This is a genomic window from Allocoleopsis sp., from assembly GCF_036703385.1.
Classification (GTDB): domain Bacteria; phylum Cyanobacteriota; class Cyanobacteriia; order Cyanobacteriales; family Coleofasciculaceae; genus Allocoleopsis.
Map to the genome: position 1 here is coordinate 1 of NZ_DATNPA010000526.1, position 25,689 is coordinate 25,689.

Genomic DNA, 25,689 nt, shown 5'->3' on the forward strand with positions numbered 1-25,689 from the left:
TCAAAAGCTCTAAGCTTTTGAGTAACGCATTCTGTAGAGTGAATTTATCAATGAGACTAGACCGCTACAGACCGCTGCTACCTGCCGCAACAGGCAGACCTCGCGATCGCAATTTGGCAGTGTTTACCTTTAAAGTTCAATTCTTCTGGAGCACGAGGCTAACGTGAAGGTTTTGGTGGTTGGCAATGGGGGACGCGAGCACGCCCTCGCTTGGAAACTGTTGCAATCTCAACGCATTCGTCAGGTGATATGTGTTCCTGGTAATGGTGGCACAGCTAGGATGGAAAATTGCCAGAATCTTCCCTTACGAGTTGATGATTTTGAGGGAATTGCTCGATTTACTGTGGTTCAAAACGTCACATTGGTTGTTGTTGGCCCAGAAGTCCCACTGGCGTTGGGTCTTACAGACTACCTCCAACAACACAACCCTAACGTAATGGTTTTTGGACCAACACAGGAAGGAGCGCAGATTGAAGCCAGTAAATACTGGGCTAAGTCTTTGATGCAACAAGCTGGTATTCCCACACCTCGTTGCGAGAGGTTTACCGATGCGGCGGCGGCAACTGACTATGTGATGGCTCAAGGGGCACCGATTGTTGTTAAAGCCGATGGCTTGGCAGCAGGGAAGGGAGTAACGGTTGCCGCTACTGTTGAGGAGGCGAAAACTGCTATTGAGTCGCTCTTCAAGAGTGGGTTGAGTCCTGTGGTGATTGAAGAGTGTTTAACTGGTCAAGAGGTTTCTGTTTTGGCTGTGACTGATGGCTTAACAGTACGACCCTTACTACCTGCACAAGATCACAAACGAATTGGAGAAGGGGATACTGGAGAAAACACGGGGGGAATGGGAGTTTATGCCCCAGCGCCACTCGCAACACCTGCCTTGATGGAACGAATCGAGCAAGAAATCCTCCAGCCGACTGTTGAAGCTTTACGGCAAAGAGGGATCGACTACAGGGGGGTTCTTTACGCCGGATTGATGATCACTCCTGAAGGTGACCCAATGGTTCTGGAATTTAATTGCCGTTTCGGCGATCCAGAAACCCAAGCGATCTTACCTTTACTAGAAACTCCACTGGAAGAGTTACTGCTAGCTTGTACTCAGCAGCGACTAGAGCAATTTCCACCGATTACCTGGAAGCAGGGTGCAGCGGTTTGTGTCGTCGCAGCAGCGCAAGGGTATCCTGGGAGCTACCAGAAGGGCCAGCTGATTACGGGAATTGAGCAAGCCGAACAACTGGGAGCTACTGTGTTCCAAGCAGGGACACAGCTGAAGCAGCAACAACTATTGACCGATGGGGGTCGTGTGTTGGGTGTGACGGCAACGGGAGAAACTTTGGCTGAGGCGATCGCAGGAGCTTATGCTGCAATGGATTGTATTCAGTTTGAGGGAATGTACTACCGTAAAGATATTGGTCATAGAGTCATCAATGTCTAGCCCTTAGTCTCATTAAAGGGGTAAGAGATAGGCCATTTAGGATTTACTGGAATTACAAGCCATTGGCTACCTTTTAGCCGTTCTCGCGGACATCTCACCCTTGCAATTTTTAAACAAGTATGGATGAAAGCGAGTCGGAGTCTAACATATAGCCTGGAATTCTTGGTAGAATGAATCTCGGTCGAAACTCCCACTGGCTGACTAAAAGGCTCTTCATGAGTACTAGCTCCAGACCTCAAAAAAGATGATTTCCTCACGGGAGCCATAAGCAAGGCATAGGAAATCCGTATAGTTGAATGATTCACCCCTTGGGAAGCAGGGGGTCTGCCAGGGTAAATACGTTCCACCGGAACGTTAATACAGGAGTCAAGGTCACAGAGCGTGTACCCAACCTCCGGACGCTGTGTAAGACCATCATCGGATTCCGTTCCGAACTCAGTCATGAGTACCTAACGTGGCAGCGGCGGATGAAACTGGAAGCCTGTCTTGTATTGCTCAGCAATCAAGAGGGTACTTCACAAGACCGTTCTGTTGATTTTAGTAACCCAACCGAGATTGGCTTTGTTAAAAACCATTCGAGAAGTTATCGCGCATTGGTGGTCGGACTTTACACTCCAAACCCGGCTGATGGCGGCAGCGACACTAGCCGTCTCTTTGATCATGAGTGGCTTAACCTTCTGGGCGGTGAATACGATTCAACAGGACGCTCGAATGAACGACACTCGCTTTGGTCGTGACTTAGGTCTGTTGCTGGCAGCTAATGTGGCACCTCAGATTGCAGAAAATAAGCTGACGGAAGTGGCTCGCTTTTCCCACCGCTTTTATAGCACCACATCCAGCGTGCGCTACATGCTCTACGCTGATGCGGATGGCAACATCTTTTTTGGCATTCCTTTCTCGGAATCTGAGGTACAAAACTCACTAACGATCCAGCGTCGGATTGAGTTGCCCGAAAATTACGGGAATAACTCGGATTTGCCGATGGTACGGCAGCACCGGACGCCTGATGGAGAAGTGACAGATGTGTTTGTTCCCCTGATGCATGATGGCAAATCCCTGGGGGTTTTAGCGATCGGCATTAACCCAAATCCCACAGTTGTTGCCTCCTCCAATTTGACACGGGACGTAACGATCGCTGTTTTTATCTCGATCTGGGTCATGGTGATTTTGGGAGCCGTATCTAACGCGCTGATGATCACAAAGCCCATCAAGGAGTTGCTCACAGGAGTCAAAAATATTGCGGCTGGTAATTTCAAGCAGCGAATTGACCTCCCCTTAGGAGGTGAATTAGGGGAACTGATTTTCAGCTTCAATGAAATGGCAGAGCGCCTAGAGAGCTATGAAGAGCAAAATATTGAGGAATTGACGGCTGAGAAAGCCAAGTTAGAAACGCTAGTTTCCACGATCGCGGATGGTGCTGTGTTACTAGATACCAATTTACAGATCATGTTGGTTAACCTGACAGCACGGCGCATTTTCGGTTGGGAAGGGTGTGACATTGTAGGGAAAAATGTCCTAGATTACCTGCCTAAGGTGGTAACAATGGAACTCAAGCGACCGCTTTATCACATTGCTGAAGGCCAACCATCTCTCGATTACGATAACGAAGCGCTGCGGCAGAGCGCAGATCGGGAAGGTGAAGAGTTCCGCATCACTCTGACCGAGCCAACAGCTCGCACTGTACGTATTCTCTTAACAAGGGTCTTCGATCAGTATCGAGAGACACTCAAGGGAATTGCGATGACGGTACAGGACATTACCCGTGAGGTAGAGTTAAACGAGGCTAAGAGTAACTTTATTAGCAACGTCTCCCACGAACTAAGGACACCTCTTTTTAATATCAAATCCTTTATCGAAACGCTTCACGAATACGGCGAAGACCTGAGTGAAACAGAGCGACGGGAGTTTCTCGAAACCGCTAATCGCGAAACAGACCGCCTAACACGTTTGGTCAACGATGTCTTGGATTTATCTCGACTGGAGACCTCTTGTCGAATTTATCACTTTGAGCCCGTAGACATCGCTCAGCCCGTCGAGCAGACGCTGCGAACCTACCAGCTCAACGCCCGCGACAAAGGCATTGAACTGATTCACGAAATTGAACCTAATTTGCCCCCTGTCTTAGGTAACTACGATTTACTACTCCAAGTCTTTGATAATTTAGTTGGTAATGGCCTGAAATTTACGGAATCAGGTGGACGAGTAACGATTCGTGCTTATCTACTAAAAGAAACGCTCAATCATCACGACCAGACTAGTTCTGTGCGCCTTGAAGTTTCTGATACAGGCATTGGGATCGATGCAGAAGACCAAGAAGCAATTTTTGAGCGGTTCTTCCGTGTAGAAAACCGAGTTCATACCCTAGAAGGCACGGGGTTAGGTCTTTCCATTGTCAGAAACATCATTGAGAAGCATCACAGTCAAGTCCATTTAGTTAGCGAAGTCGGCATTGGTACAACGTTCTGGTTTGACTTGGATGTGTTTGAAGACAAAAAAATAGTGGTTGACCAAAATCAACCTGTTGACACCTCATCAACTCCTCAAGCCCCAACAGCTGCTACCAGTGTGCTTTAGCAGGGATGAACGTTGAGGGAAAGCTAAATAAACCCTAAAAAGCGAGCTTTGTCAACTCTATTTAGAGATTTCCCTCATTTAGAGGCAATCAGCGTCAGCATAACACTCACCGCTGCCAATCCAAGGAGACCTAGCAAAGTTGGGTGTTGTTGACAGTACAATCTTAAAGAATGCATCAAGTCAGGACTGGTGTTACGGAGCTGCTCTGTGTCTAACTGATGCTGGTTCATATTGTCGTAAAGAGTACACTCTTGAGCATCGGGACGTTGGGGAAAATTACAAGTATCATCCGCGTGGTACGTGCAGGTTTCACACAACGCTGTATCTCCCACTGCTCGGTGCAAAGTAATCCCTGGATGACCGTAGGCTTTAAGAACTGTTCGACAGTAGGGACAAGTAACTGCGCGGCTACTGACGGATTGATGGCATTTGGGGCAATTTTGCATAGGTAGTAGCTCTTGATCAGCTGACCGATTCCTATAGGCTATCTTACCCACACCAATCTATCTGGCTCTCATACCAAATCCCGGTCTACTACCCCTTTTTAGGCAATCCGCTTTCGCTTTGTAGAGAAGTTTTGGTGTAACGTCTGTGCGGCTAGACTTATTTCTACCGCGCTGCACTAGCTTGAAGCCAAGGGAAATTTTCGTACTTGATACTCAGCCGCCTCAATAATCTGCTGTTGTTCTCCAAACTCTTGCGTAAACTGCTGCTCAACTTGTTTGAGGCGCTCTGCCGGAACGGATTCCCACGCGTCGCGACTGGCCCAACGAATGATTAAGATCACCTCTGTTGGTCTTTCTGGATCGATCCAGACTTCTTTGCCTAAAAATCCTGGATAGGCGGCTAACATCGATGTCCAGATTTCGGCATCTTTTTGAATAAATTTTTCCCGAAGTTCGGGAGAGACTCTCAGTTTGAGCCACTCAATGACCATGTTGACGAATCTTGCTTAGGGTTAGTTACGACGGCTCGAAAAGAGACATCGCTTTATTGTGTCATGATTTATCTGAGCGTAGGTTGGCGACAGGTGCTGAGAAGATGTCACAGAATAGAACTGTAGGCTGGAAATACATCCGGTGATGAGCACCCTTGGGAACAGTCTACGTTAAGCCCCCCAATTAAGCACCCAGTGGCAGGAACGACAGATGGATAATAATAACAATTGGCTCCAGCAGTTATTGATGGTCGGTGTTGGCACGACATCAGTAGTCGCAGAGAAACTGCGAGAGGTGAGCGATGAATGGGTAAAAGAGGGAAAAATTAACCCTGAGCAGGCCAAAGGAATTGTTGATGAGATGGTGCAGCAGCTCAAGTCAGAGCATGGTAATTTTGAGGCGCAGATGGAACGGCAATTGCGTAATATGATGCAAGATTTCGGTGTTCCTCGGCAATCGGAAGTCGATGAATTGCGAGGTCGCATCGATCGCCTAGAGCGGCAGGTACGAGACCTGGAAAATAAGCTCTGGCGTTGAAGCAAGTTGAATCGGGAGGATAGATTTTGAGAGAAATTTTAATCAGCTTAGGAGTAGTATTAGCTTTTGGGCTGCTGCTTATCGTGGCTCAGTTTAGTAGTGGGAAAAGCTCAGCACTCGCTGACGAACTTACCAAAACTCAACCCGCAGTGGTGGCACTAGATACCAGTGCTAGATCCGCTGTTAAGGATACAAAACTTATGGCAATGAATAGTGGCTCAGAAAGCGAAAAGACTACAGGGAAGGATGTTGTGACAACGGACTCTGGCCTGAAGTACAAGGAGATTAAGGAGGGAGACGGGGCAACACCTCAAAAAGGTCAGACCGTTGTCGTTCACTATACAGGAACGTTGGAGGATGGGACTAAGTTTGATAGTTCCCGCGATCGCAACCGTCCTTTTTCCTTCAAAATTGGTGTAGGACAGGTGATCAAAGGCTGGGATGAAGGCGTTGGCTCAATGAAAGTTGGCGGACGGCGTGAACTCATTATTCCCGCTGAGTTGGGCTATGGTGCCCGTGGTGCGGGTGGAGTGATTCCGCCTAACGCCACACTAATTTTTGATGTGGAACTGCTAAAAATTAGCTAGAAACAATCTTACCTCTCTCAATCGTCTGCCCATTCTCATCGATTGGGAGAGGCAAGGTTACGGAAACGAGTAAATTGCGGGTCAAATATTAGCTTGACGACACCTGTCGGGCCATTTCGATGTTTCGTAATAATGACTTCTGCAAGTCCTCGATCCGGTGTATCGGGTGAATAATATTCGTCCCGGTAGAGCATAATGATTAAATCTGAGTCCTGCTCGATCGCACCCGACTCTCTCAAATCTGACATCATTGGTCGCTTATTGGTGCGAGCTTCAACTCCTCGACTCAACTGAGAAAGAGCAATCACTGGGACATTGAGTTCCCGGGCTAATCCTTTGAGACTGCGCGTAATTTTGGATAGCTCTTGGACGCGGTTGTCACCGCTGCCTTCCATTAACTGCAAGTAATCGATCAAAACTAATCCTAATGTGCCAGCTTGCTCGGCCTGAAGACGACGTACTTGCGATCGCATCTGCATAACCGTCTGGTTAGCGGTATCGTCAATATACATCGGCAACTCCGATAATGTGCCAAGGGCACGACTTAAATCTCCCCACTGAGTTTGGCTAATCCGCCCAGTCCGTAGATAATTGCTCTCAATTCCTGCCTCACTCGCCAAAAGACGCTGCACTAATTGCTCCTTCGACATTTCCAAGCTAAAAATGGCTACTGGAAATTTTTCAGCAATATTGCGAGCAATCCCCACCGCGAAGCTGGTATTGTGAACACAGATATCATTCGCCACAAAATTATGGGTTTCTGGAATAGTTAAGTCATAGACCTTTTTGTATCCCACAGATTCAATAGAAACAATTTCATCCCAGTAAATTTCGCTAGTTGCTAACTGCTGAAGGGGCAGGTTATCTAAAGCAAAGCCCAACATAAAAAGCCGCTCTCGTGATAAGGCTCGTTTACCTACATGAATGTTTGAGTAACCCTTGATGCCCGCACGCAGGGCTAAAGATTTCCAAGATTCACTACCTTTTACCTTGGCGATTTGCTTCCAGATTTCAATGGGAATTAGATCGCGATTGGTTTGATATCGCTTCTCCAATAGGGCTTCTTGTACTTTGGACAGAGCCTCTTCTTTCCCAAAAATACCAATTTCACTGATAAACGTCTTGATAGACAGAGCATTAGTAATATCAACTTGCCACGCTGGGCGGCGAGTATTGTTGTATTTTATAAACCGCTTTTTTAGAGCAGCAATGATGCCAAAACGGAGTAAAAGATGCTGTACCTGCCTTACCAGTTGCTCACTCACAGAGGCATACCCTAACTGTGATTGACCACTTTTAAGCACCGTCGCCCATCCATCGGTGGCAAAGAGACGGTTGAGGAATAAAGCAACTTGCGATCGCTCTAACTTGAAGATAATTGCTGGGATACTTTTGCTATGAGCATCTTTGCCCCAAAGACCTAATTCTTGTAACCAGCACGTCAGTGGATTTTTGCCATTTTTACTAATAGCAGCAAGTCCATGAGGAATAAGTTCTTCAGCTTCAACTTGCAAAAAGTTACATAGCCGCTTCAACGTTTCTTGATTTGGAACACAGCGTCCTTTTATCCACTGGTAAATTGTATTTTGGCTGACTCCAAGTGCTTTAGAGAGTTGTAAAGCAGATAAAGACAAAGACTGGATAACGGCTTGTAGGCGTTGTGCAAAAATCTTGCGGTAAGTCGTGATGAATTCTAGATCTCCAGTAACATTCAGGGTTGGAGTACGAGTCCCCTGTGACGTTTCTAAGCGAATTTTGAGTCCTGGAAAGTTAGCAACAGCCTCAATGAATTCTTCTTGCAGCAAAGGATTGCTATTGATGAATTGTGGAGAAGTCCTGGTTAGACAACCATCTCCAATCAAGTATCCCAACAGCTTGACTTCGCACTCGCGGATGGTTTCTGTTCCAAAAACCTCTATCTTACGAGGCACCGCAATCTTGTTACCGGGTTTCAGTTCCCCAAGTTGTTGCCATCCATTGATGGTCAAAAACGGATGAGTAATGGTGGTTTCAATAAACCGTCCTAATCGAGTCGTCACACGGAATACTGGCTTGCACCCATCATCTACAAATGCGGATGGTTGAGTGAGGTGGAATTTCCAATCCTGCCCTAACGTTAATAATTCAGCTTGACGACGATGATAGATTTCTTCAACGGTGGCTATGCTCCCATCTGACAAGACAATTGGGGTATCGAAGACAATGCATTTTCCCATTGACGGCCTACCCGCCACAATAATCAGGTCAGAACGCTGAAAGCCACCGGTCATGGCGTCTAGGTCGTAGAATTCAGAGGCAATACCCGGTATTGCTGCACCCTCTTGGCGGGTTTCAATTTCTTGGAACGTCTGAATTAGGGTCTCAGCAATCGGAACTAGACCTTGTTGAGGACGCTTTTGGGTGAGGCTGAAAATCTTCTGTTCGGCTTGGTCTAAGACGGTTTCCAATTCGAGCGATGTCTCATAACCCAGCTGCACAATATCGTTACCAGCGTGGATCAGTTGGCGACGGATGTACTTATCCACTACCAACAGCGCATATCGGTCAACATTCACGGCTGACACGGTGCGATCAACTAACTCCGCTAACTTGCTCTGACCGCCAACTCTGTCTAATAACTCGTGGTCATAGAGCCAAGTAGTAACACTCATTAAATCGACGGGCTTACTCTGAGTATGAAGCGCTAAGACAGCTTTGTAGATTTCGCGGTGGCTATTAATATAGAAAGCTTCTGGGCGCAGCAAGTCAGCAACCCGACCAATCGCTTGGGGGTCTAGCAAAATGCCTCCGAGGATGGATTCCTCGGCATCAACATTTTGAGGGGGTAGAGAGTTACTAAATGCAGAGAAATTCAGTTCTTGAGTCATAACCAAGACGCGATCGCCAGATAAAACCAGCTTAATCAATCCTTCAACAGTGAGCAGTGACCAGTTGGTCGCTGATGAGCTCAAAGGTGGAAGTAAGAGTCCCCCTCTCATAGCGACGGTGGAAGGTAACGTCTCAGGGGTTCAATCCCCCAATAGTTATCTGATCACAGATAACTGATCACTGGTCACTGATTGAACCTTCAACTACTGAGCTACGACTTGAATTTCTACCGTCGCTGTAACTTCTGGATGTAGCTTTACGTCTGCTTTATAGAAACCGAGCTTACCGATGTCGGGTAGCGTAATTCCCCGACGGTCTACTTCCTGATTGGTGGCGGATTGAATCGCTTCTGCCACTTCTTGGGCTGTAACGGTACCAAAGATTGCCTCTTTTTCACCCACTTGCTTCGCGATGACAAAGCGACCAACGGTTTCCAGGGCTGTCTTACGGGCTTCAGCTTGCTGCTTTTCTTCTAGCAAGCGCTGCCGTTCTAGCTCTCTACGCCGTTCAACTTGCTTGAGAATGCCAGGGGTGGCGATCATTCCTATTTTTTTAGGAATTAGATAATTGCGAGCATAGCCAGGAGCCACTTCAACCAGATCCCCGGTTTTGCCTAGCTTGCTAACATCTTGACTTAAAACTAATTGCACGCGCTTCGCCATAGTCGTTATTTCAGGTACTGACTTCCAAGGAGGAGTGATGATATCCTAGAACACTTCATAGTACGAAAATCTGTGTGGCGATCGCAACCCGGTTAGTCACGATTCATTAGTATGGGAATTTTGGCTTTCTGCTGTTCCCCATTGCTCAGCGCCCCCTGGCCTTAAAAGCGATCCTTCATGCCCCGCAATCGCGCAAAAGTCTGCACGGGTTCTTTTGACTTAACAGCGGCCTGTAGTGTTGGCTCCTCCCAGCGCAAGAAGGGATTAGTGCGCTTTTCCATGCCCAACAGGGATGGCACGGTTGCCTCCGAACGTTGACGGGCGGCTTGAACTTCAGTCAATCGACTTTGTAAGTCGGGGTTCTCGGCATCCACCGTCAGGGCAAATTGGAGATTTTTCAGCGTATACTCATGCGCACACCATACTCGCGTGTTATCCGGTAAAGCCCGCAGCTTACTCAAAGAATCGACCATCTGCGTCGGTGTCCCTTCAAAAAGTCTGCCGCAACCACCCGCAAATAAGGTATCGCCACAGAATAGCTCTCCTGCCTCACCGTCAACTTCTGGAGGAAAGTAGTAAGCGATATGCCCACTGGTGTGTCCAGGCACGAATAACACTTCTCCAGTTCTATCCGCAAATTCGACCTTGTCGCCTTCCTGTAAAAACACCTGTTGTCCTGGGATTCGACCCCGGTCTTGAGCCCCCCCATACACACAGACATCCGGAAAACGTTGGCTCAATTGCTGATTACCACCGACATGATCCATGTGATGGTGAGTATTGAAAATCGCCACCAATTTAGCGCCCAGTTCGTCTAAACGCCGCAGCACCGGAGCAGCTTCTGCTGGGTCAACAACCGCCGCAACGTTGTGTTTAGAGTCATGAAGCAAAAAGATATAGTTGTCAGAAAGTGCTGGAAGCCGATTTACCTGCATGACTTGTCCTGCCTCACTCAAATCCGTTTCTTTCTCGATGGGCGAAGCGACCCAACTCTCAACATAGACATGTTCCGACCCACCCTATTCAACCATAGCTCTAAGCCTCTCTCTGGTGCGAGATGACGTATCCATACCAAGCAGACTATCTTAGGAGAAAATTAAAGCACTATCCAGCGTGCTAAAACGTTATTGCGTGACCCGCAGCTAATGGCAGGAAACATCCAGAATCATTTCAGTCAAACCATCAAGCCTATTGTGGAGCGAATTCTTAAGACTGGTCAATTAAGCCGTCAGGAACATCTACAACTCGTTACTATATTTCTCTCTGATTACAAAATTTCCGATGATGACCGCAGCCAACTCAACCGTATCTTTGACGAACTTCAAACCGAGCGTTTACAGATGATTGATTAATTGACACCTTTCCCGGCGGAAAATATTTCTTTATTTTTGTATTTTCTCTCTTATTGCACTAAAGATGGCCTTTAAGAAGTCATTCTTAGTCTTAGAGGAAATATAAGCTTTCTATTGTATAACAGCACCTACCCTATGTCTCCTAATCAGCTTCTATTGAGATACGCACAACGCTATCCTGGCTGGATTATTTTAACGATTATTCTTGGTTCATCTAGTGCCCTTTTTAATGGTGTTAGTACAACCCTTGTTGTGCCATTAGTACTGGGTTTTTTGGGGAAAGAAGATATAAACCTGAAGGTTGGTCCGCCAGCGATCCAAAAAATTCTGGCTTTTTTTGATCGGGGTGATGATAGCGCCAGTATCTTGTTCATGGTGACAGTAGTCGTTTTAGGAATTATTTTAAAGAATATTGCCGTTTACCTGAATGGAATCGTTTCGGCTAATTTATCAAGAAAACTGGTTAGGGATATTCGGGATGAAGGAATTAAGCTACTCTTAGAAGTTGATATAGCTTATTTTTCCAAAACTAAAATTGGAGATATTCTGAATCAGATAGGGAACGAAGTTAATCGAGCAACAATCTCTATCCGAATTGCCATTAACATATTTACGACATCCATTAATATTTTAATATTTATTGGCATTCTTGTTTCAATATCTTGGAAACTTACGTTAGCTGCTAGCGGTTTATTATTTATAGTGGGTTTGATTAATCAAACCTTGATACAGCGGGCTAAAGGCTTTGGTCAAATACTCTCAGAGAAATCCAGCCGATATGCGACAATCCTGGTCGAAATGTTAACAGGAATGCGGCTAATTAAAGCAGTAGGGAATGAGGAATATGAGTATCAACAATTAGATAAATTTGTGGATGAATTAGAAAAAATAGATGCCAGATCACAGGCTAATTATGACGCTATTGGCCCGATCAATGAGATAGTAGGAACTTTGTCCATTTTGGCAATTGTCTTTTTGGGGAAAGCTTTTTTTTGGCAGCAGATGGAGTCACTTTTAACAGTATTACTGATTTATCTATACGTACTCTTTCGGTTACTTCCGGTAGTTAGCCAACTGAATGCCCAAAGGAGCCAATTTGCCAATGCCGCACCGGGGACGCAAATCGTTGCTAATTTTTTGCGACGAGATGACAAACCTTTCATGATGAATGGTCAAAATTTTTACACAAAAATAGCAGAAGGAATTCGTTGGGAAGGCGTGTCTTTCACTTACCCAGGCCATGATGATTTAGTCCTTAAAGGGGTTGATTTATGGATTCCTAAAGGAACAACTCTCGCTTTAGTTGGTGCTTCAGGTGCAGGTAAATCAACGATGGCAGATTTGCTGCCGAGATTTTATGACCCCATTGAGGGACGAATTACACTGGATGGCAAAGATTTAAGAGAATATAACATCCGATCGCTCAGGCAAGCGATGGGAATTGTGAGTCAAGATACGTTTTTGTTCAATAATTCTGTTCGTTACAATATCGCTTATGGGCTGAAAAATGTTACGGACGAACAGGTTCTTTTAGCCGCCAAACGAGCGAATGCTTACGAATTTATCATTCAGTTACCCCAAGGGTTTGATACAGAAATTGGCGATCGCGGTGTTTTGTTATCTGGAGGACAGCGGCAACGACTGGCGATCGCGCGTGCGCTGCTGCGTAACCCCGATATTCTAATTCTAGATGAGGCGACCAGTGCTCTAGATACTGTGTCTGAGCGGTTGGTGCAAGAGGCTATTGATGAACTCTGCCGCGATCGCACTACGATTGTGATTGCTCACCGTCTTTCCACCGTACACAAAGCCGACCAAATTGCGGTACTCGACAAAGGACAAGTTGTAGAGCTGGGTACTCATGAGGAACTGCTTAAACAAGGCGGCTATTACACCCGTCTTTACTTGATGCAATTTGATCGCAGCGCCAGTGATGTCATCAATGCCTCAGCCAATGAGGCGTTTATGCGAGCTTCTTATGAGATTCGCAATCGTCTCAACCCTATGATTGGGTTCTTGCAGTTAGTGGTTGATGACTTGGTAGAAAACAGCGGCGAACGGGACGAATTAACTGAGGAAGCGTATAAATCAGCCATTCGGTTGCTCAAAAATTTGGAGCTTTTGGAAGAAAATTCTAACCTCGTTTGAGACTTGTATGCGAGAAGGGAATAAATCCCGTGCAGGAAGCGATCACATAGCTGGGGCGAGCGATCACTTTCTCCTCTTATCTTGAGGCTTAAGTTGCAATCTTGAATTGAAAAAATATGGCTGTGGCTGCAAACTAATATTTGATAGTTTTAATATGTTACATCTATCCTGAGATATAAATTTAATAAGAAACCATCAGCATAAAAAATTATGCTGATGGTATACCTAAGGCATACTCGATATATTTAAAGCGGACAAGCAAGAGACTGACAAGGAGCAATGAGTTGGACTGTTGGTGATTTCCGCTTGCTGCCTCACCGTCAAACTGTATGAAAGCCCTTGCCAGAGCTACAGAAACTAGCAACAAACAACTTCTCATGTTTATTAGGTTTCTAAAGCATATTCTTACCACAGTTTCTGTCAAGGCTACCCTGCGAACTGTTCTCATTTTCCCCTTTGTCCTGCAAATTGTTGGGGCAGTGGGGTTAGTTGGGTATCTCTCCTTTAGAAACGGGCAACAGGCAGTTAACGACGTTGCCTCCCAATTGCGTAGGGAAATTAGCGATCGCACCGCTGATCAAATTAAAACTTACCTAAAAACACCTCATCTAATCAATGCAACCAACGCTGATGGGATACGTCTGGGTCAGTTGGATATAAAAAATCCTCAAGCCTTAGAAAGCCATTTTTTAAAACAAATTCAAGTCTTCAATTCACTCAGTAGAATTTATTTCAGCAATCCACAAGGCGGACTTGCTTCCGTTGGTCACGATGAGCGAGGGCTAACAGTTGCCTTTACTGAAAATTTTACCAGAGGTGTCCTTCGCATCTACGACGTAGATAGCCAGGGCAATCGCCAAAAATTATTGGTCAATCAACCAAAGTACGATGCGAGAGAACGACCTTTTCATCAAATGGCTGTAGAGGCAGGTAGACCGACTTGGTGTCCTATTTATATCTATGTTCCTACTTCTAGAGGCTTAGGGATTGCTGCTAGCTATCCCTTCTATGATGAGGCAGGTAAGTTTCAAGGTGTTTTATCAAGCGATCTATCTCTTACAGCCATCAATAATTTTCTGAAAAGTTTGGAGATTGGTACTCACGGAGAGGCGTTTATCATTGAGCGATCGGGAATGCTAGTAGCATCTTCAAGTCCTGAACTTCCCTTTGCTAGTAGAGCTGATGGTAAAGAAAAGAAGCGACTCAAAGCTATCGAGATTAATAACCCTTTGATTCGAGGCACAGCACAACATGTGATCTCGCGCTTTGGCAACTTAACCAACATTAACGCCTCAAAACAACTTGATTTTGAAATAGAAGGTAAACGGCAATTCGCACAGGTAACTCCCTTCAAAGATGAGTTTGGGCTGGATTGGCTAATTGTGGTCGTCGTGCCAGAAGCCGACTTTATGCAGCGAATTAACACCAACACCCAGACGACTATTCTGTTGTGCCTAGCTGCCTTTATTGTAGCGACGGGAATTGGTATTCTTACCGCTAGTTGGATTACAAAGCCAATTTTGCACTTGAATACGGCTGCCAAAGAAATTTCTCTAGGGGAATGGGATAAAACACTAGACATCAAACGTTCTGATGAAGTGGGAGAATTGGCAAAGACGTTTAATCAGATGGCAGCACAACTGCAAGATTCCTTTACCGCACTACAAGAAAACGAACGCACATTAGAAAACAAAGTTGCTCAAAGAACAGCCGCTTTACGAGAGAGCGAAGCGACTCTAAAAGCCGCTCAACGAGTTGCTCATGTTGGAAGTTGGGAATTTGATGTCATTGCACAGAAAATTACCTGGTCAGAAGAACAATTTCGCATTTTTGGTCTTGACCCAACTCAAGGCGAACCATCTTACGAACAACACATCCAGCAAATTCATCCTGATGACAGAGCATCAGTGCAACAGAGCCACGCACAAATGATAGAGACTGGGAGAGGCGATGAATTAGATTTTCGGATTGTGTGCCCTGTTAGCGAAGCGGTAGCGACGCCAGGAGCGTCTGGTGAAGTTCGGTACGTTTCTCAACGAGCTGAGGCTGTTGTTAACGAGCAAGGGCAGGTGATTAAATTCTTCGGAACGACACTCGACATTACCAAGCGCAAAGTCGCTGAACGTGCGCTCAAACAACAAAAAGAAATTCTACAAACCCTTTTTGACAATATCCCAGTCATGCTGTGCTTCTATAATGCTGACGCACAAGTACAGCTAATCAACCAAGCCTTTGAACAAACTCTGGGTTGGTCGCTTGAAGAAATGCGAGAAATCGATATCTTGGCAGAATGCTATCCAAACCCAGACTACCGCACAGAAGTTTTAGAGTTCATGATGAGAGCTGATGGGACATGGCAAGACATTCAGCTCAGAACTCGCGCTGGTAACATTCTGTTTACCTCTTGGGCAAACATTCGTTTACCGGATGGCTCTATTGTGGGTATTGGCAAAGACATAACCGCCCGCAAACAAACCGAACAAGAACTACGAAAAAGCAAGCATTTTATTGAACGAATTGCTAATGCTTCTCCCCATCTTTGGTACATCTACGACCATATTGAACAGCGTAATGTCTATGCCAATCGAGAACTTGCTGCGGTTTTAGGTTATACAGCAGAAGAGATGCAAGCGATGGGTTCAGCGCTACTGCCATCGATTGTTCATCCTGACGACTTGGCAACATTTCCTCTTCATTTAAAAAAATGGGAGACAGCGACAGATGATGACATTCTGGACATCGAGTATCGGATTAGAAATGCTCAAGGAGAATGGCGGACTCTGCTTACTCTAGAAACCGTGTTTGAGAGGACTCCTGATGGTGCAGTCAAACAAGTGATTGGGACTTCTACTGATATTAGCGATCGCAAACGGATAGAGGAAGCCCTTCGGGAAAGTGCTTTGCGGGAACGAGCGATCGCGACTGTCCTGCAACGGATGCGCCAAACCCTCGATATTGACGCGATATTTGGAGCTACAACTTCTGAACTGCGAGGTGTCTTAAATTGCGATCGCGTCGCTATTTATCGTTTCCATCCTGACTGGAGTGGGGAATTTGTTGCCGAGTCAGTGGCGAGTGGTTGGGTACCTCTGATTGCTGAACAGAAGAATGACCCTTATCTGAAGCAGGACGCTGTAGAAGATGAAAATTGCATTATCAAAACCTTGAGCATTGAAAATGACTCTGTGCAAGACACTTATCTGCAAGACACTAGAGGTGGCGCATACAGTCAAGGTGTCAATTACCGAGTCACTGAAGACATTTACAAGGCTGAGCTTACCCCTTGCTACATCCATTTATTAGAGCGATTTCAAGTCAGAGCATACATCGTTGTCCCTATCTTCTGTGGTAGTAAACTGTGGGGATTGCTGGCAACTTATCAAAATTCTGGTCCCCGCTGTTGGAGAGAAGCACAAATCAGTGCTGTAGTTCAGATTGGAGTTCATTTGGGAGTCGCCCTACAACAGGCTCAATTACTCCAACATACTCAACAACAAGCAGTAGCTCTTGAACTCGCTCTAGACGAATTAAAACGCACTCAAGCCCAACTCATTCAGACTGAAAAAATGTCAAGTTTAGGGCGCATGGTTGCGGGTGTTGCTCATGAAATCAATAATCCTGTTAGCTTTATTTACGGTAATCTCACTCCGGCCCGTCAGTACTTTCAAGACTTACTGAACTTGATTGAACTCTACCAGCAAACTTATCCTCACCCCACATCGGAAATTCAGCAGTTAGAGTCTGAGATTGAAGTTGATTTTCTAGTGGAAGATTGGCAAAAACTGATTGATTCCATGCAAGTAGGGGCTGAACGCATCCGCGAGATTGTGCTTAGCTTGCGAAACTTTTCCCGCCTTGATGAAAAAGACTTAAAAGCTGTCGATATTCACGAAGGCATCGATAGTACTCTTTTGATTTTGCAGCACAGACTGAAGGCCGATACCAACGCGGGTGGAATTGAAGTGATTAAAAACTATGGTCAACTGCCACTGGTTAGCTGTTATGCCAGTCAGTTGAATCAGGTATTTATGAATCTACTCTCAAATGCCATTGATGTTCTCGACAGTCAATCTCCTCCACGGGTAATTACTATCAGCACTTCGCTAAGTCAAAAGTCGATAGCTATAGATGGCAATACACCCATACTTTGTCAAGAGGAAGTGGATACATGTCCCATTCATGAGTGGGTTGTAATTTGCATTACCGACAATGGTATTGGCATGAGTGAAGCAGTGAGAGAGAAAATATTTGACCCCTTTTTCACTACGAAACCGGTAGGGAGTGGTACGGGTTTAGGATTATCAATTAGTTACCAAATTATTGTAGAAAAACACAAGGGGCAACTCCGTTGTGTTTCTGCTCCAGGACAAGGGACAGAGTTTATTGTAGAGATTCCAGTCAGCCAAAAAGCATTGGCTAATTGTCAGCCTGGTTGATAAAGGTTTTTTGAACTTATGGGTCACTGACGTAATTTTCTACTTGCGGCCTCAGTCCTAGTTTTGTCCACCCTTTGAGCAACCTTCAACCCTCAACCACTTGGATTTCATCCAGCTGGGAAATGGCTACATCTGCCGCTTCTAAATGTGCTGCTTCCGCTGTTCCCCAACAAATACCAATACAACCTGCCGCACCCGCACGGCGTGCCATCTCAATATCCCCGGCAGAATCTCCCACCATGAGAGTAAAGGCAGGTTCAACGCCCAACGTTTGGCAAGCTTGGAGAAATAGTGTAGGGTCAGGTTTACTAGGCCCTTCGTCTACGCCTTGCTGTAGCTGAATGTAAGGGTCGAGTTGGTGACGCTTGACAAAAGCTTGTACTCGTGATGTTCGCGCCGCCGACAGGATGCCCAGTTTTAATCCAGCTTCTGAGAGGAACTTCAGAACTTCCAGGCTACCAACAAACAGGGGTGTAGTATTGGCGGCGTCTTTCAGGTAGCGGTCAGCTTCTTCAAAGGCACTACGTGCGATCGCTAACGACTCCAACCACCCTCGACCCGTCTCAGCGATATAGGCAGCCGCAGCAATTTCACTTTCACGGCGGCTCCCCACCGCCATCAAACCGGTGGGGTCAAGCTTTTCTCCATCAATGCCAAACGCCATCAATAACGGCTCTCCGATACCGGGAATTTGGGCATCAATCAGGCGCGATCGCTTTTGCCCCAGTTCTCTCAAAAAGACTTGCGAATCCTCTAGGGTGCCATCTTTATCAAAAATGACCGCCTGAATATTCGGGAATGTAGCGTCCCGACAGCGAATCGTTACCAAGAGTTCATTCTCCTCTCAACAAATCACAGAAAACATGAAGGTCGATGACCCAGCGCTCCAATAAAAAAAGAGGGAAAATCCCTCTTTCATAAAGAGTTGGGTGTTTAAGACCCACCCCCAACACAAAACATAATTACTCTTCGATCGCAGCGACGACTTCTTCTTCATACTCTGGCTCTAGCTCTGGCTCTAGCTCTGGCTCTTCAGGAGCCGCCACTTGCTGCTGTTGAGCCGCACGCATCTTCTCGCGGTACTTCTCTGCCATTTCTTCCGCTTTTTCGTAGACGCGATCGCGGTTATTGATCATATCCCCCGGCTCTGGCTCTAGCTGCTTGGTAGACAGAGAAATCCGGCCTCTTTCCGCATCCAAGTCAATGATCATCACCTTCACTTCATCATTGACATTAAACACGCTGTGAGGAGTATCGATATGGTCGTGGGAAATTTCAGAAATGTGTAGCAACCCACTGACACCACCAATATCGATGAATGCCCCGTAAGGTTTGATGCCCCGCACAGAACCGATAACCACTTCACCCACTTCTAGGCGGTTCATCTTACGTTCAACCAGCGCACGACGGTGTGACAGAACCAGACGGTTGCGGTCTTCATCCACCTCCAAGAATTTCAGTTGGAGTTCTTCTCCCACCAAATCTTCCTTCGGTTTGCGCGTGCTGATATGAGAACCGGGAATAAAGCCACGTAACCCCTCAATTCGCACTAAAGCTCCACCTCGGTTTGTAGCAAAGACCAGGGAGCGAACTGTTGCGTCTTCAGCTTGCAGCTGCCGTACTCGTTCCCAAGCCCGCATGTACTCAATGCGGCGGATTGAGAGGGTTAGTTGTCCATCTTCATTCTCGTCAGTCAGAATGAAAAATTCCCGCGTTTCGTTTGACTGTAAGACTTCCTCCGGGTTGTCAACCCGGTTGATTGACATCTCCTGAATCGGGATATATGCTGCGGTTTTAGCACCAATGTCAATCAGAGCGCCTCTAGGCTCCAAACTGAATACGGTACCAGCGACGATATCACCAGGACTAAAGTGATAATCATATTTATCAAGAAGGGCGGCGAAATCGTCGTGAGTGAAGCCAATATCTACTGTAGCGGTTCTTTTCTGACTGAGCATGTGCGTTGCGTTTCCTAGTTTTATCTCCGTAATGACTATGCCTCCTGTCGATGTACAAGCACGTCGGCATTGTGCTGCCTACACCTACATCGCGTTGTCTATACCCTATTTTAAAAGATTCAATAAAGTGCAGACAGCTAATTATAACTCAGGCTGGATGCCTTAGTAGCGTTTCCTTATCCGTGTCTCGTTGATGAGATTGTTTACACTTTTAGCTCTGAATTCTCCGGAAGCCTCATTGATGCCGATGGTTCCTGTTCGTCTACCTCTACAGCTGCCGTGAGGGGGCTCGAAGATATTTCAATTAGTTCAGCATGGCTTTTGAGGTGATCTAAGGTTTCGACAAAATCTCGGATACCTTGAAACTTTCGATAAACAGAGGCGAAACGGATGTAGGCGACTTCACTCTCCTCTCGCAAGTATTGAAGAACTAATTCACCAATTTCATTACTAGTGACTTCGCGTCCGGATTGCTGATGTAATTCAGCCTCGATTTCATCTACAAATACTTCTAAGCGTCTTTGAGAAATCTCTGTTTTTTCGCAGGCTCTTATAATTCCTCGTAATAATTTGGAGCGGTCAAAGGATTCACGCCTCCCATCTCGTTTGATGACAGTCAAAGGCACAAATTCAATGCGTTCGTAAGTAGTGAAGCGATGTTTGCACTGCAAGCACTCCCGACGCCTCCGAACACTTTGTCCTGCTTCCGTGGAACGGGACTCAAGAACGCGGCTGTCAGTGTGCTGGCAATAAGGGCATCGCATAAAAGTAAAATCCTTTGGGAGCTGGGTGGAGTCAAAGGCAGCTTGCAAGGGAGAGAAAAATCTAACTCGAATGTAAATATATGCGAAAACCTGAACCGATGTCGTCTATCTCATTTTCTCAATTAGAGAAGCCGATAGACTCATGAAGGCTCAGGATATCCAAACTTAAGTTTAAAGTTTTAGCACTCACGCGACTACGCTTCGTTCAGGGCGTTAACACAGCGGCTCCTGAGGAGCCTACCGTTCGCGTTTAACTACTTCTCAATCCGAGGCGGCTCTCTGAAAGCGATCGCAAAAAACAGCGTAGCGATCGCACAGGTCAAAATCAAGATATAAGCAATGCTTTCCATGTCAATAATTCCTGACTATCTGCTCAACTACCAGTCTAACTCGCCATGTGAATGAAAAAGTCAAAAGGCAGAAAAAGGGGTGAAGTATGAAGGATGAATTCCTCGTGCTTGTCTCCAAAAAGATGAAGCCACCCGATCATTCAGCCATGAGCTTGTCTAGTTTAGTTTTCAAACTTCATTCGTCAAGCTTCACACTTCAGCCTTTAGTCGCCTTTTTACCTTTTACAAAATTGCCGTTCTAGACAGCTTCTTTTTTCCGGGTACTCTTGTCACCCACCTTCTGGAAGAGACCCCACTCAACTTGTTCCTCCATGTCAGCATCAACACCAGCAAACACATCTCGGAACAGAGTCCGGGAGCCATGCCAGATGTGACCGAAGAAGAACAGCAAAGCAAATACCGCATGACCAAAGGTGAACCAACCGCGAGGACTGGTACGGAACACACCATCAGAGTTTAGGGTTTCCGTATCGAACTCAAACGGTTCACCAAGTTGAGCCTTACGAGCATACTTTTTCACAAGGGCTGGGTCTTTAATGTTTTGACCATCCAAATCGCCACCGTAGAAGCTAACAGTGACACCAGCCTGCTCAAAGCTGTATTTTGATTCTGCTCGACGGAATGGAATATCTGCACGAACAATCCCATTGGCATCAGTCAAAATTACAGGGAAGGTTTCAAAGAAGTTGGGTAGGCGACGAACCGACAATTCCCGACCTTCAGAATCCTTAAACACTGGGTGACCCAGCCAAGTTTGAGCGATACCATCGCCCTTGTCCATTGCACCGGTACGGAACAAACCACCTTTAGCAGGGGAGTTGCCCACATAATCGTAGAACGCTAGCTTCTCTGGAATTTGGTTCCAAGCTTGTGATTCGCTCGCTCCAGACGCCAGACTCGCTTGTACGCGTCGGTCAATTTCCTGTTTGAAATAACTTTGATCCCATTGATAACGGGTTGGACCGAACAATTCAATTGGTGTAGTAGCACTGCCGTACCACATCGTACCTGCCACAATAAAAGCGGCAAAGAAGACGGCGGCAATACTGCTGGAAAGTACAGTTTCGATATTCCCCATCCGCAGGGCTCTGAATAGCCGCTCCGGTGGTCTAACCGTTAGGTGGAACAGACCAGCAATGACACCGACAACACCCGCCGCAATGTGGTGAGCCACAATGCCGCCGGGGTTAAAGGGGTTAAACCCTTCAGGTCCCCAGGCTGGTGCCACAGGTTCAATGTGGCCAGTTATGCCATACGGGTCAGAGACCCACATACCAGGACCGAATAGTCCAGTTAAGTGAAACGCACCAAAGCCAAAGCAGAGAAGACCAGACAAGAACAGGTGAATGCCAAACATTTTTGGCAAATCCAGAGCCGGTTCGCCCGTGCGAGGGTCTCTGAACAGTTCTAAATCCCAGTACACCCAGTGCCATACGGCAGCCAGGAACAGCAGACCAGAGAGGACGATGTGAGCAGCTGCGACGCCTTCAAATGACCAGAAACCTGGGTCAACAGCGGTTTCGCCAGTGATGCTCCATCCACCCCAAGACTGGGTGACACCCAAACGAGCCATGAAGGGCATGACGAACATACCCTGACGCCACATCGGGTTCAAAACAGGATCGCTCGGATCAAAAATTGCCAATTCGTAAAGGGCCATTGAGCCAGCCCAACCTGCCACAAGGGCAGTGTGCATCAGGTGTACAGCAATCAGCCGCCCTGGGTCATTCAGGACGACTGTGTGTACTCGGTACCAGGGTAGTCCCATTGACTACGCTCCTCCTCGGATAAAGTTTCTACTTCGACGCTTCTTTTTTGAAGATATTAGAAATTGCCGCTACCCTTGTAGAGTTTTTTTAAGGAACTCTAAGTCAGGGAACGTAGTTTGCGGACACGAAGTCCGTGAAACTGAAGATTGTTTAAAGAAGTGTAACTATTGTTAGAACCGATTGCAAGCCAATCTCAGAGTTATGATCCCATGTTTAAGTCTAAATTGGGCAAACTTTCTTCATAATATTTTACATAAATCTTATAGACAGAGCTGTTGGGCACGGCTTGAGTGAATGTAAGGTAAGTTTATGCTCAGTTTTTACTTGTACATAGATCCTAGTCAAGTTCATCTGTCCGCAAGGACACAACTACAAGGGTAAATTGAATACCGCCACCCATTGAGTACCGAGAGACCCTGTTCCCTGGCATCGAAACGTGGAGAAAGCTTGGGCTGTGATGGCTCCTCTGCTTTTCCTCTGCCTTTAGAGAAGGCACCCTCTAACTCTTGAGAATGACTCTCTCCCCGAAAGGAGAGAGTGCCTAGGGGGAAATTTTTACTATTTGAGGTATGAGACTGTCAGGATTCCAGAGAGAGGGGACTAGACCAAGTCTGTGCAGTTGCTAGTCTCTCTAGGGCTTGCTCGGCAGTAATCAGACGTTTAAGGACGACCTGACCAATATTCTTTGCGGAATCAGACGTAGCATCAGGCGTCGGTTTGACTTCTACCATGAGAACAGCTTCTTCAACCCGATAAAGCCATAATTTTTCCCCTTGCTCCAGGATACAAAGGTTCATTTGCTGAATTTCGGGTTCCCGTCGCCACGAGTGTATGTTCCATAGTCCGCCAAACTCCCAAACCCGACCGACCATCCATCCATCGGAGAGAAAAAAGTACTTCACTGACCTATAGTGTCCAACCATATTTGTCGGCATTATGGCTTCTCTTGGCGGAAGTGGGCTAGTATTATTAAGTTTTTTTAAGAGATTGGATAAAAGTGCGATCGCTTCCCTTCTCATCAAGTGGCTCACTTTATGTACTACCACACCCACATTGTTATGTTTTGTTAATTACTGCGTGAGTTCCCGAAGTAGCCTTGAGTATTCCATAGCGATCGCTCCTCTGTCATCCTCATAATTCAGGTAAAGCGATCGCCACTTTTCTTGAGCATTTATGCAATAAACCTGATGTCTTAACTTCTTCACCTTAGAACTAGGGGAAGCATTGACCGCCTACGCCTATAGCATTAATGCATCTGCCTGCCCAATTAAAATAGACCCAATTCTAACCGTTAAAATTAAGCATGAGTCCTCGCAACTCAAATGCTTACCATGACCATTACTTCCCCTGTAGAATTCCTAGACGCATTTGATGTCATCGTTGTCGGTGCAGGTCATGCCGGTTGTGAAGCCGCCCTCGCCGCAGCACGCCTCGGCTGTCGTACCCTGCTTTTGACCCTGACTCTTGACAAAATCGCTTGGCAACCCTGTAACCCAGCAGTCGGTGCACCCGCCAAGTCTCAGTTAGTCAATGAGGTAGATGCCCTCGGCGGGGAAATTGGCAAAATGGCCGATCGCACGTACCTGCAAAAACGAGTCCTCAACTCCTCACGAGGACCGGCTGTTTGGGCATTACGGGCGCAGACGGATAAACGGGAATATGCGGCAGTCATGAAAGGGATTGTCGAAAATCAAGAAAATTTGACAATCCGCGAAGGCATGGTTACGGATTTATTGCTGGGAGCGAATGATGAAGTCATTGGCGTTCAGACTTACTTTGGCGTAGGCTTCCAAGCACCAGCCGTTGTGCTGACAACGGGTACCTTCTTAGGTGGACGCATTTGGGTGGGGAATAAATCCATGTCCGCTGGACGTGCAGGGGAATTTGCGGCAGTTGGCTTAACAGACACCCTGAATCAACTCGGTTTTGAAACGGGACGACTGAAGACGGGGACTCCAGCACGGGTGGATAAGCGGTCAGTAGACTACAGCCAGATGGAACCTCAGCCTGGGGATGAGGAGGTGCGCTGGTTCAGTTTTGATCCGGAAGTCTGGGTAGAACGGGAGCAGATGAATTGCTATCTCACCCGCACAACCGCTGAAACTCACCGACTGATTCGGGAAAATCTGCACCTGTCGCCCGTTTATGGTGGCTGGGTGGATGCCAAGGGGCCGCGTTATTGTCCCAGTATTGAAGATAAGATTGTGCGCTTTGCCGATAAGGAAAGCCACCAGATTTTTATTGAGCCAGAAGGACGGGATATTCCGGAACTGTATATTCAGGGATTCTCAACGGGGTTACCGGAGGGATTGCAGTTGCAAATGTTGCGAAGTCTCCCTGGATTAGAACACTGCGCGATGCTACGTCCCGCCTATGCTGTTGAGTACGATTATCTCCCAGCAACCCAGTGCTATCCTACCCTGATGACCAAGAAGGTAGAGGGATTATTTTGTGCGGGGCAAATCAATGGGACGACCGGTTACGAAGAAGCCGCCGCTCAAGGTCTGATCGCTGGGATTAATGCCGTGCGGTATGTTCAGCATCAAGATATGATTGTGCTGCCTCGTGAGGGTAGCTACATTGGTACACTGATTGATGATTTGTGCACGAAAGACCTAAGAGAGCCTTACCGGATGCTGACAAGCCGTTCTGAGTATCGCCTGTTGTTGCGATCGGATAACGCGGATCGGCGTCTGACCCCATTAGGGCGAAGTGTCGGGCTGATTGATGACCGACGTTGGGAACTTTATACCCAAAAACAAGAGAAAATTGAAGCGGAAAAAGAGCGACTCCAGGAATTCCGGGTTAAGGAACATGATGAACTGGGGAAAGCGATCGCATCTGATACCCAGCAAAAAATAAAAGGCTCTATTACCCTAGCTGACTTACTGCGGCGTTCCGGATTCCATTACGTCGATCTAGACCGCTACGGACTGAGTAACTCTAATCTCAATCAGGCAGAACGCGAAGGTGCGGAAATCGACATCAAATACTCCGGTTACCTCCAGCGCCAGCAAAATCAAATTGACGCCATTTCCCGCCAAGCCCATCGGCAGCTACCGTCAGATTTAGATTACGCGACGATTGACACTCTCTCTAAGGAGTCTCGTGAAAAGCTCTCGAAGGTAAAACCCTTGACCATTGGTCAGGCGTCTCGAATTGGTGGTGTTAATCCGGCGGATATTAACGCCTTGTTGGTGTATTTAGAACTAAGGTCGCGTACAGCAATGGCGTAGCGATCGCAATAACACTTCTGAGCAGCCTCAAGTGTTTTAATATGCAGTAACAGCACTAGTCTTGCGGGTATAGTG

General features: G+C 46.6%; 21 protein-coding genes. 9 read left to right on the forward strand and 12 right to left on the reverse strand.

Translation table 11 applies throughout. The features are described from left to right. Nucleotides 1-163: 163 nt before the first annotated feature. The 3 genes from purD to nblS all read left to right on the forward strand — a co-directional run bounded on the left by purD (nt 164) and on the right by nblS (nt 4,009). A complete protein-coding gene (gene purD, locus V6C93_RS25510; RefSeq protein ID WP_333479476.1) occupies nt 164-1,435 on the forward strand; it encodes a phosphoribosylamine--glycine ligase in 1,272 nt (423 codons plus the stop codon). 296 nt (nt 1,436-1,731) lie between these two features. Then, nucleotides 1,732-2,172, forward strand: coding sequence for a hypothetical protein (locus tag V6C93_RS25515; RefSeq protein WP_333479477.1), 441 nt, complete (start codon nt 1,732-1,734; stop codon nt 2,170-2,172). Further along, a complete protein-coding gene (nblS, locus tag V6C93_RS25520) occupies nt 2,063-4,009 on the forward strand; it encodes a two-component system sensor histidine kinase NblS (protein ID WP_349262838.1) in 1,947 nt (648 codons plus the stop codon). Before V6C93_RS25515 ends, nblS begins: the two co-directional genes overlap by 110 nt. Nucleotides 4,010-4,083: 74 nt before the next feature. Here the strand turns inward: nblS and V6C93_RS25525 are convergent, their stop codons facing one another. Continuing rightward, on the reverse strand, nt 4,084-4,455 hold the full coding sequence (locus tag V6C93_RS25525) for a hypothetical protein (RefSeq protein ID WP_333479479.1): 372 nt from the start codon (nt 4,453-4,455) through the stop codon (nt 4,084-4,086). Nucleotides 4,456-4,631: 176 nt separating this feature from the next. Then, a complete protein-coding gene (locus tag V6C93_RS25530; protein WP_333479480.1) occupies nt 4,632-4,946 on the reverse strand; it encodes a TIGR03792 family protein in 315 nt (104 codons plus the stop codon). A gap of 211 nt (nt 4,947-5,157) precedes the next feature. Between V6C93_RS25530 and V6C93_RS25535 the strand changes: the two genes are divergently transcribed. Continuing rightward, nucleotides 5,158-5,484, forward strand: a complete 327-nt coding sequence (locus tag V6C93_RS25535; protein WP_333479481.1) for a phasin family protein — start codon at nt 5,158-5,160, stop codon at nt 5,482-5,484. A gap of 26 nt (nt 5,485-5,510) precedes the next feature. Beyond that, nucleotides 5,511-6,071: an FKBP-type peptidyl-prolyl cis-trans isomerase gene (locus V6C93_RS25540; RefSeq protein WP_333479482.1), complete on the forward strand. Its 561-nt coding sequence runs from the start codon at nt 5,511-5,513 to the stop codon at nt 6,069-6,071. 35 nt (nt 6,072-6,106) lie between these two features. On the opposite strand, the gene dnaB is transcribed toward V6C93_RS25540, so the two are convergent. The 3 genes from dnaB to gloB form a co-directional block, all read right to left on the reverse strand. Continuing rightward, nucleotides 6,107-8,938, reverse strand: coding sequence for a replicative DNA helicase (gene dnaB / locus V6C93_RS25545; RefSeq protein WP_349262839.1), 2,832 nt, complete (start codon nt 8,936-8,938; stop codon nt 6,107-6,109). Between the two features lie 204 nt (nt 8,939-9,142). Next, the gene (rplI, locus tag V6C93_RS25550) at nt 9,143-9,601 is read right to left on the reverse strand and encodes a 50S ribosomal protein L9 (RefSeq protein WP_333479484.1); all 459 of its coding nucleotides are present in this window, start codon (nt 9,599-9,601) and stop codon (nt 9,143-9,145) included. Between the two features lie 161 nt (nt 9,602-9,762). Next, nucleotides 9,763-10,536 (reverse strand): hydroxyacylglutathione hydrolase, encoded by a 774-nt coding sequence (gloB, locus tag V6C93_RS25555; RefSeq protein ID WP_333479485.1) that lies wholly within the window; start codon nt 10,534-10,536, stop codon nt 9,763-9,765. A gap of 192 nt (nt 10,537-10,728) precedes the next feature. Here gloB and V6C93_RS25560 point away from each other — a divergent pair, with 192 nt between their 5' ends. From V6C93_RS25560 to V6C93_RS25570, 3 genes are all read left to right on the forward strand, one after another. Then, entirely contained in the window at nt 10,729-10,953 is a 225-nt protein-coding gene (locus tag V6C93_RS25560; RefSeq protein WP_333479486.1) for a hypothetical protein, read from the forward strand. 135 nt (nt 10,954-11,088) lie between these two features. Continuing rightward, nucleotides 11,089-13,101, forward strand: coding sequence for an ABC transporter ATP-binding protein (locus tag V6C93_RS25565; RefSeq protein WP_333479487.1), 2,013 nt, complete (start codon nt 11,089-11,091; stop codon nt 13,099-13,101). Nucleotides 13,102-13,478: 377 nt separating this feature from the next. Next, on the forward strand, nt 13,479-17,537 hold the full coding sequence (locus tag V6C93_RS25570) for a PAS domain S-box protein (protein WP_333479488.1): 4,059 nt from the start codon (nt 13,479-13,481) through the stop codon (nt 17,535-17,537). 85 nt (nt 17,538-17,622) lie between these two features. On the opposite strand, the gene V6C93_RS25575 is transcribed toward V6C93_RS25570, so the two are convergent. From V6C93_RS25575 to V6C93_RS25605, 7 genes are all read right to left on the reverse strand, one after another. Next, nucleotides 17,623-18,366, reverse strand: a complete 744-nt coding sequence (locus V6C93_RS25575) for an HAD family hydrolase (protein WP_333479489.1) — start codon at nt 18,364-18,366, stop codon at nt 17,623-17,625. Between the two features lie 133 nt (nt 18,367-18,499). Next, nucleotides 18,500-19,495 (reverse strand): 30S ribosomal protein S1, encoded by a 996-nt coding sequence (locus tag V6C93_RS25580; RefSeq protein ID WP_333479490.1) that lies wholly within the window; start codon nt 19,493-19,495, stop codon nt 18,500-18,502. A gap of 203 nt (nt 19,496-19,698) precedes the next feature. Then, nucleotides 19,699-20,259 (reverse strand): transcriptional regulator NrdR, encoded by a 561-nt coding sequence (gene nrdR, locus V6C93_RS25585; protein WP_333479491.1) that lies wholly within the window; start codon nt 20,257-20,259, stop codon nt 19,699-19,701. Nucleotides 20,260-20,513: 254 nt separating this feature from the next. Then, entirely contained in the window at nt 20,514-20,609 is a 96-nt protein-coding gene (locus V6C93_RS25590) for a photosystem II reaction center protein T (protein ID WP_015185906.1), read from the reverse strand. Between the two features lie 238 nt (nt 20,610-20,847). Further along, nucleotides 20,848-22,377 carry a photosystem II chlorophyll-binding protein CP47 gene (gene psbB, locus V6C93_RS25595; protein ID WP_333479492.1) on the reverse strand — a complete coding sequence of 510 codons (1,530 nt, stop codon included), beginning with the start codon at nt 22,375-22,377 and terminating at the stop codon, nt 20,848-20,850. 579 nt (nt 22,378-22,956) lie between these two features. Continuing rightward, complete coding sequence (locus V6C93_RS25600) at nt 22,957-23,280, reverse strand: hypothetical protein (RefSeq protein WP_349262840.1); 324 nt, start codon at nt 23,278-23,280, stop codon at nt 22,957-22,959. A gap of 168 nt (nt 23,281-23,448) precedes the next feature. After that, nucleotides 23,449-23,583, reverse strand: coding sequence for a hypothetical protein (locus V6C93_RS25605; RefSeq protein ID WP_333479494.1), 135 nt, complete (start codon nt 23,581-23,583; stop codon nt 23,449-23,451). Nucleotides 23,584-23,709: 126 nt separating this feature from the next. On the opposite strand from V6C93_RS25605, the gene mnmG reads away from it, so the two are divergent. Next, nucleotides 23,710-25,614 (forward strand): tRNA uridine-5-carboxymethylaminomethyl(34) synthesis enzyme MnmG, encoded by a 1,905-nt coding sequence (mnmG, locus tag V6C93_RS25610; protein ID WP_333479495.1) that lies wholly within the window; start codon nt 23,710-23,712, stop codon nt 25,612-25,614. Nucleotides 25,615-25,689 lie beyond the last annotated feature (75 nt).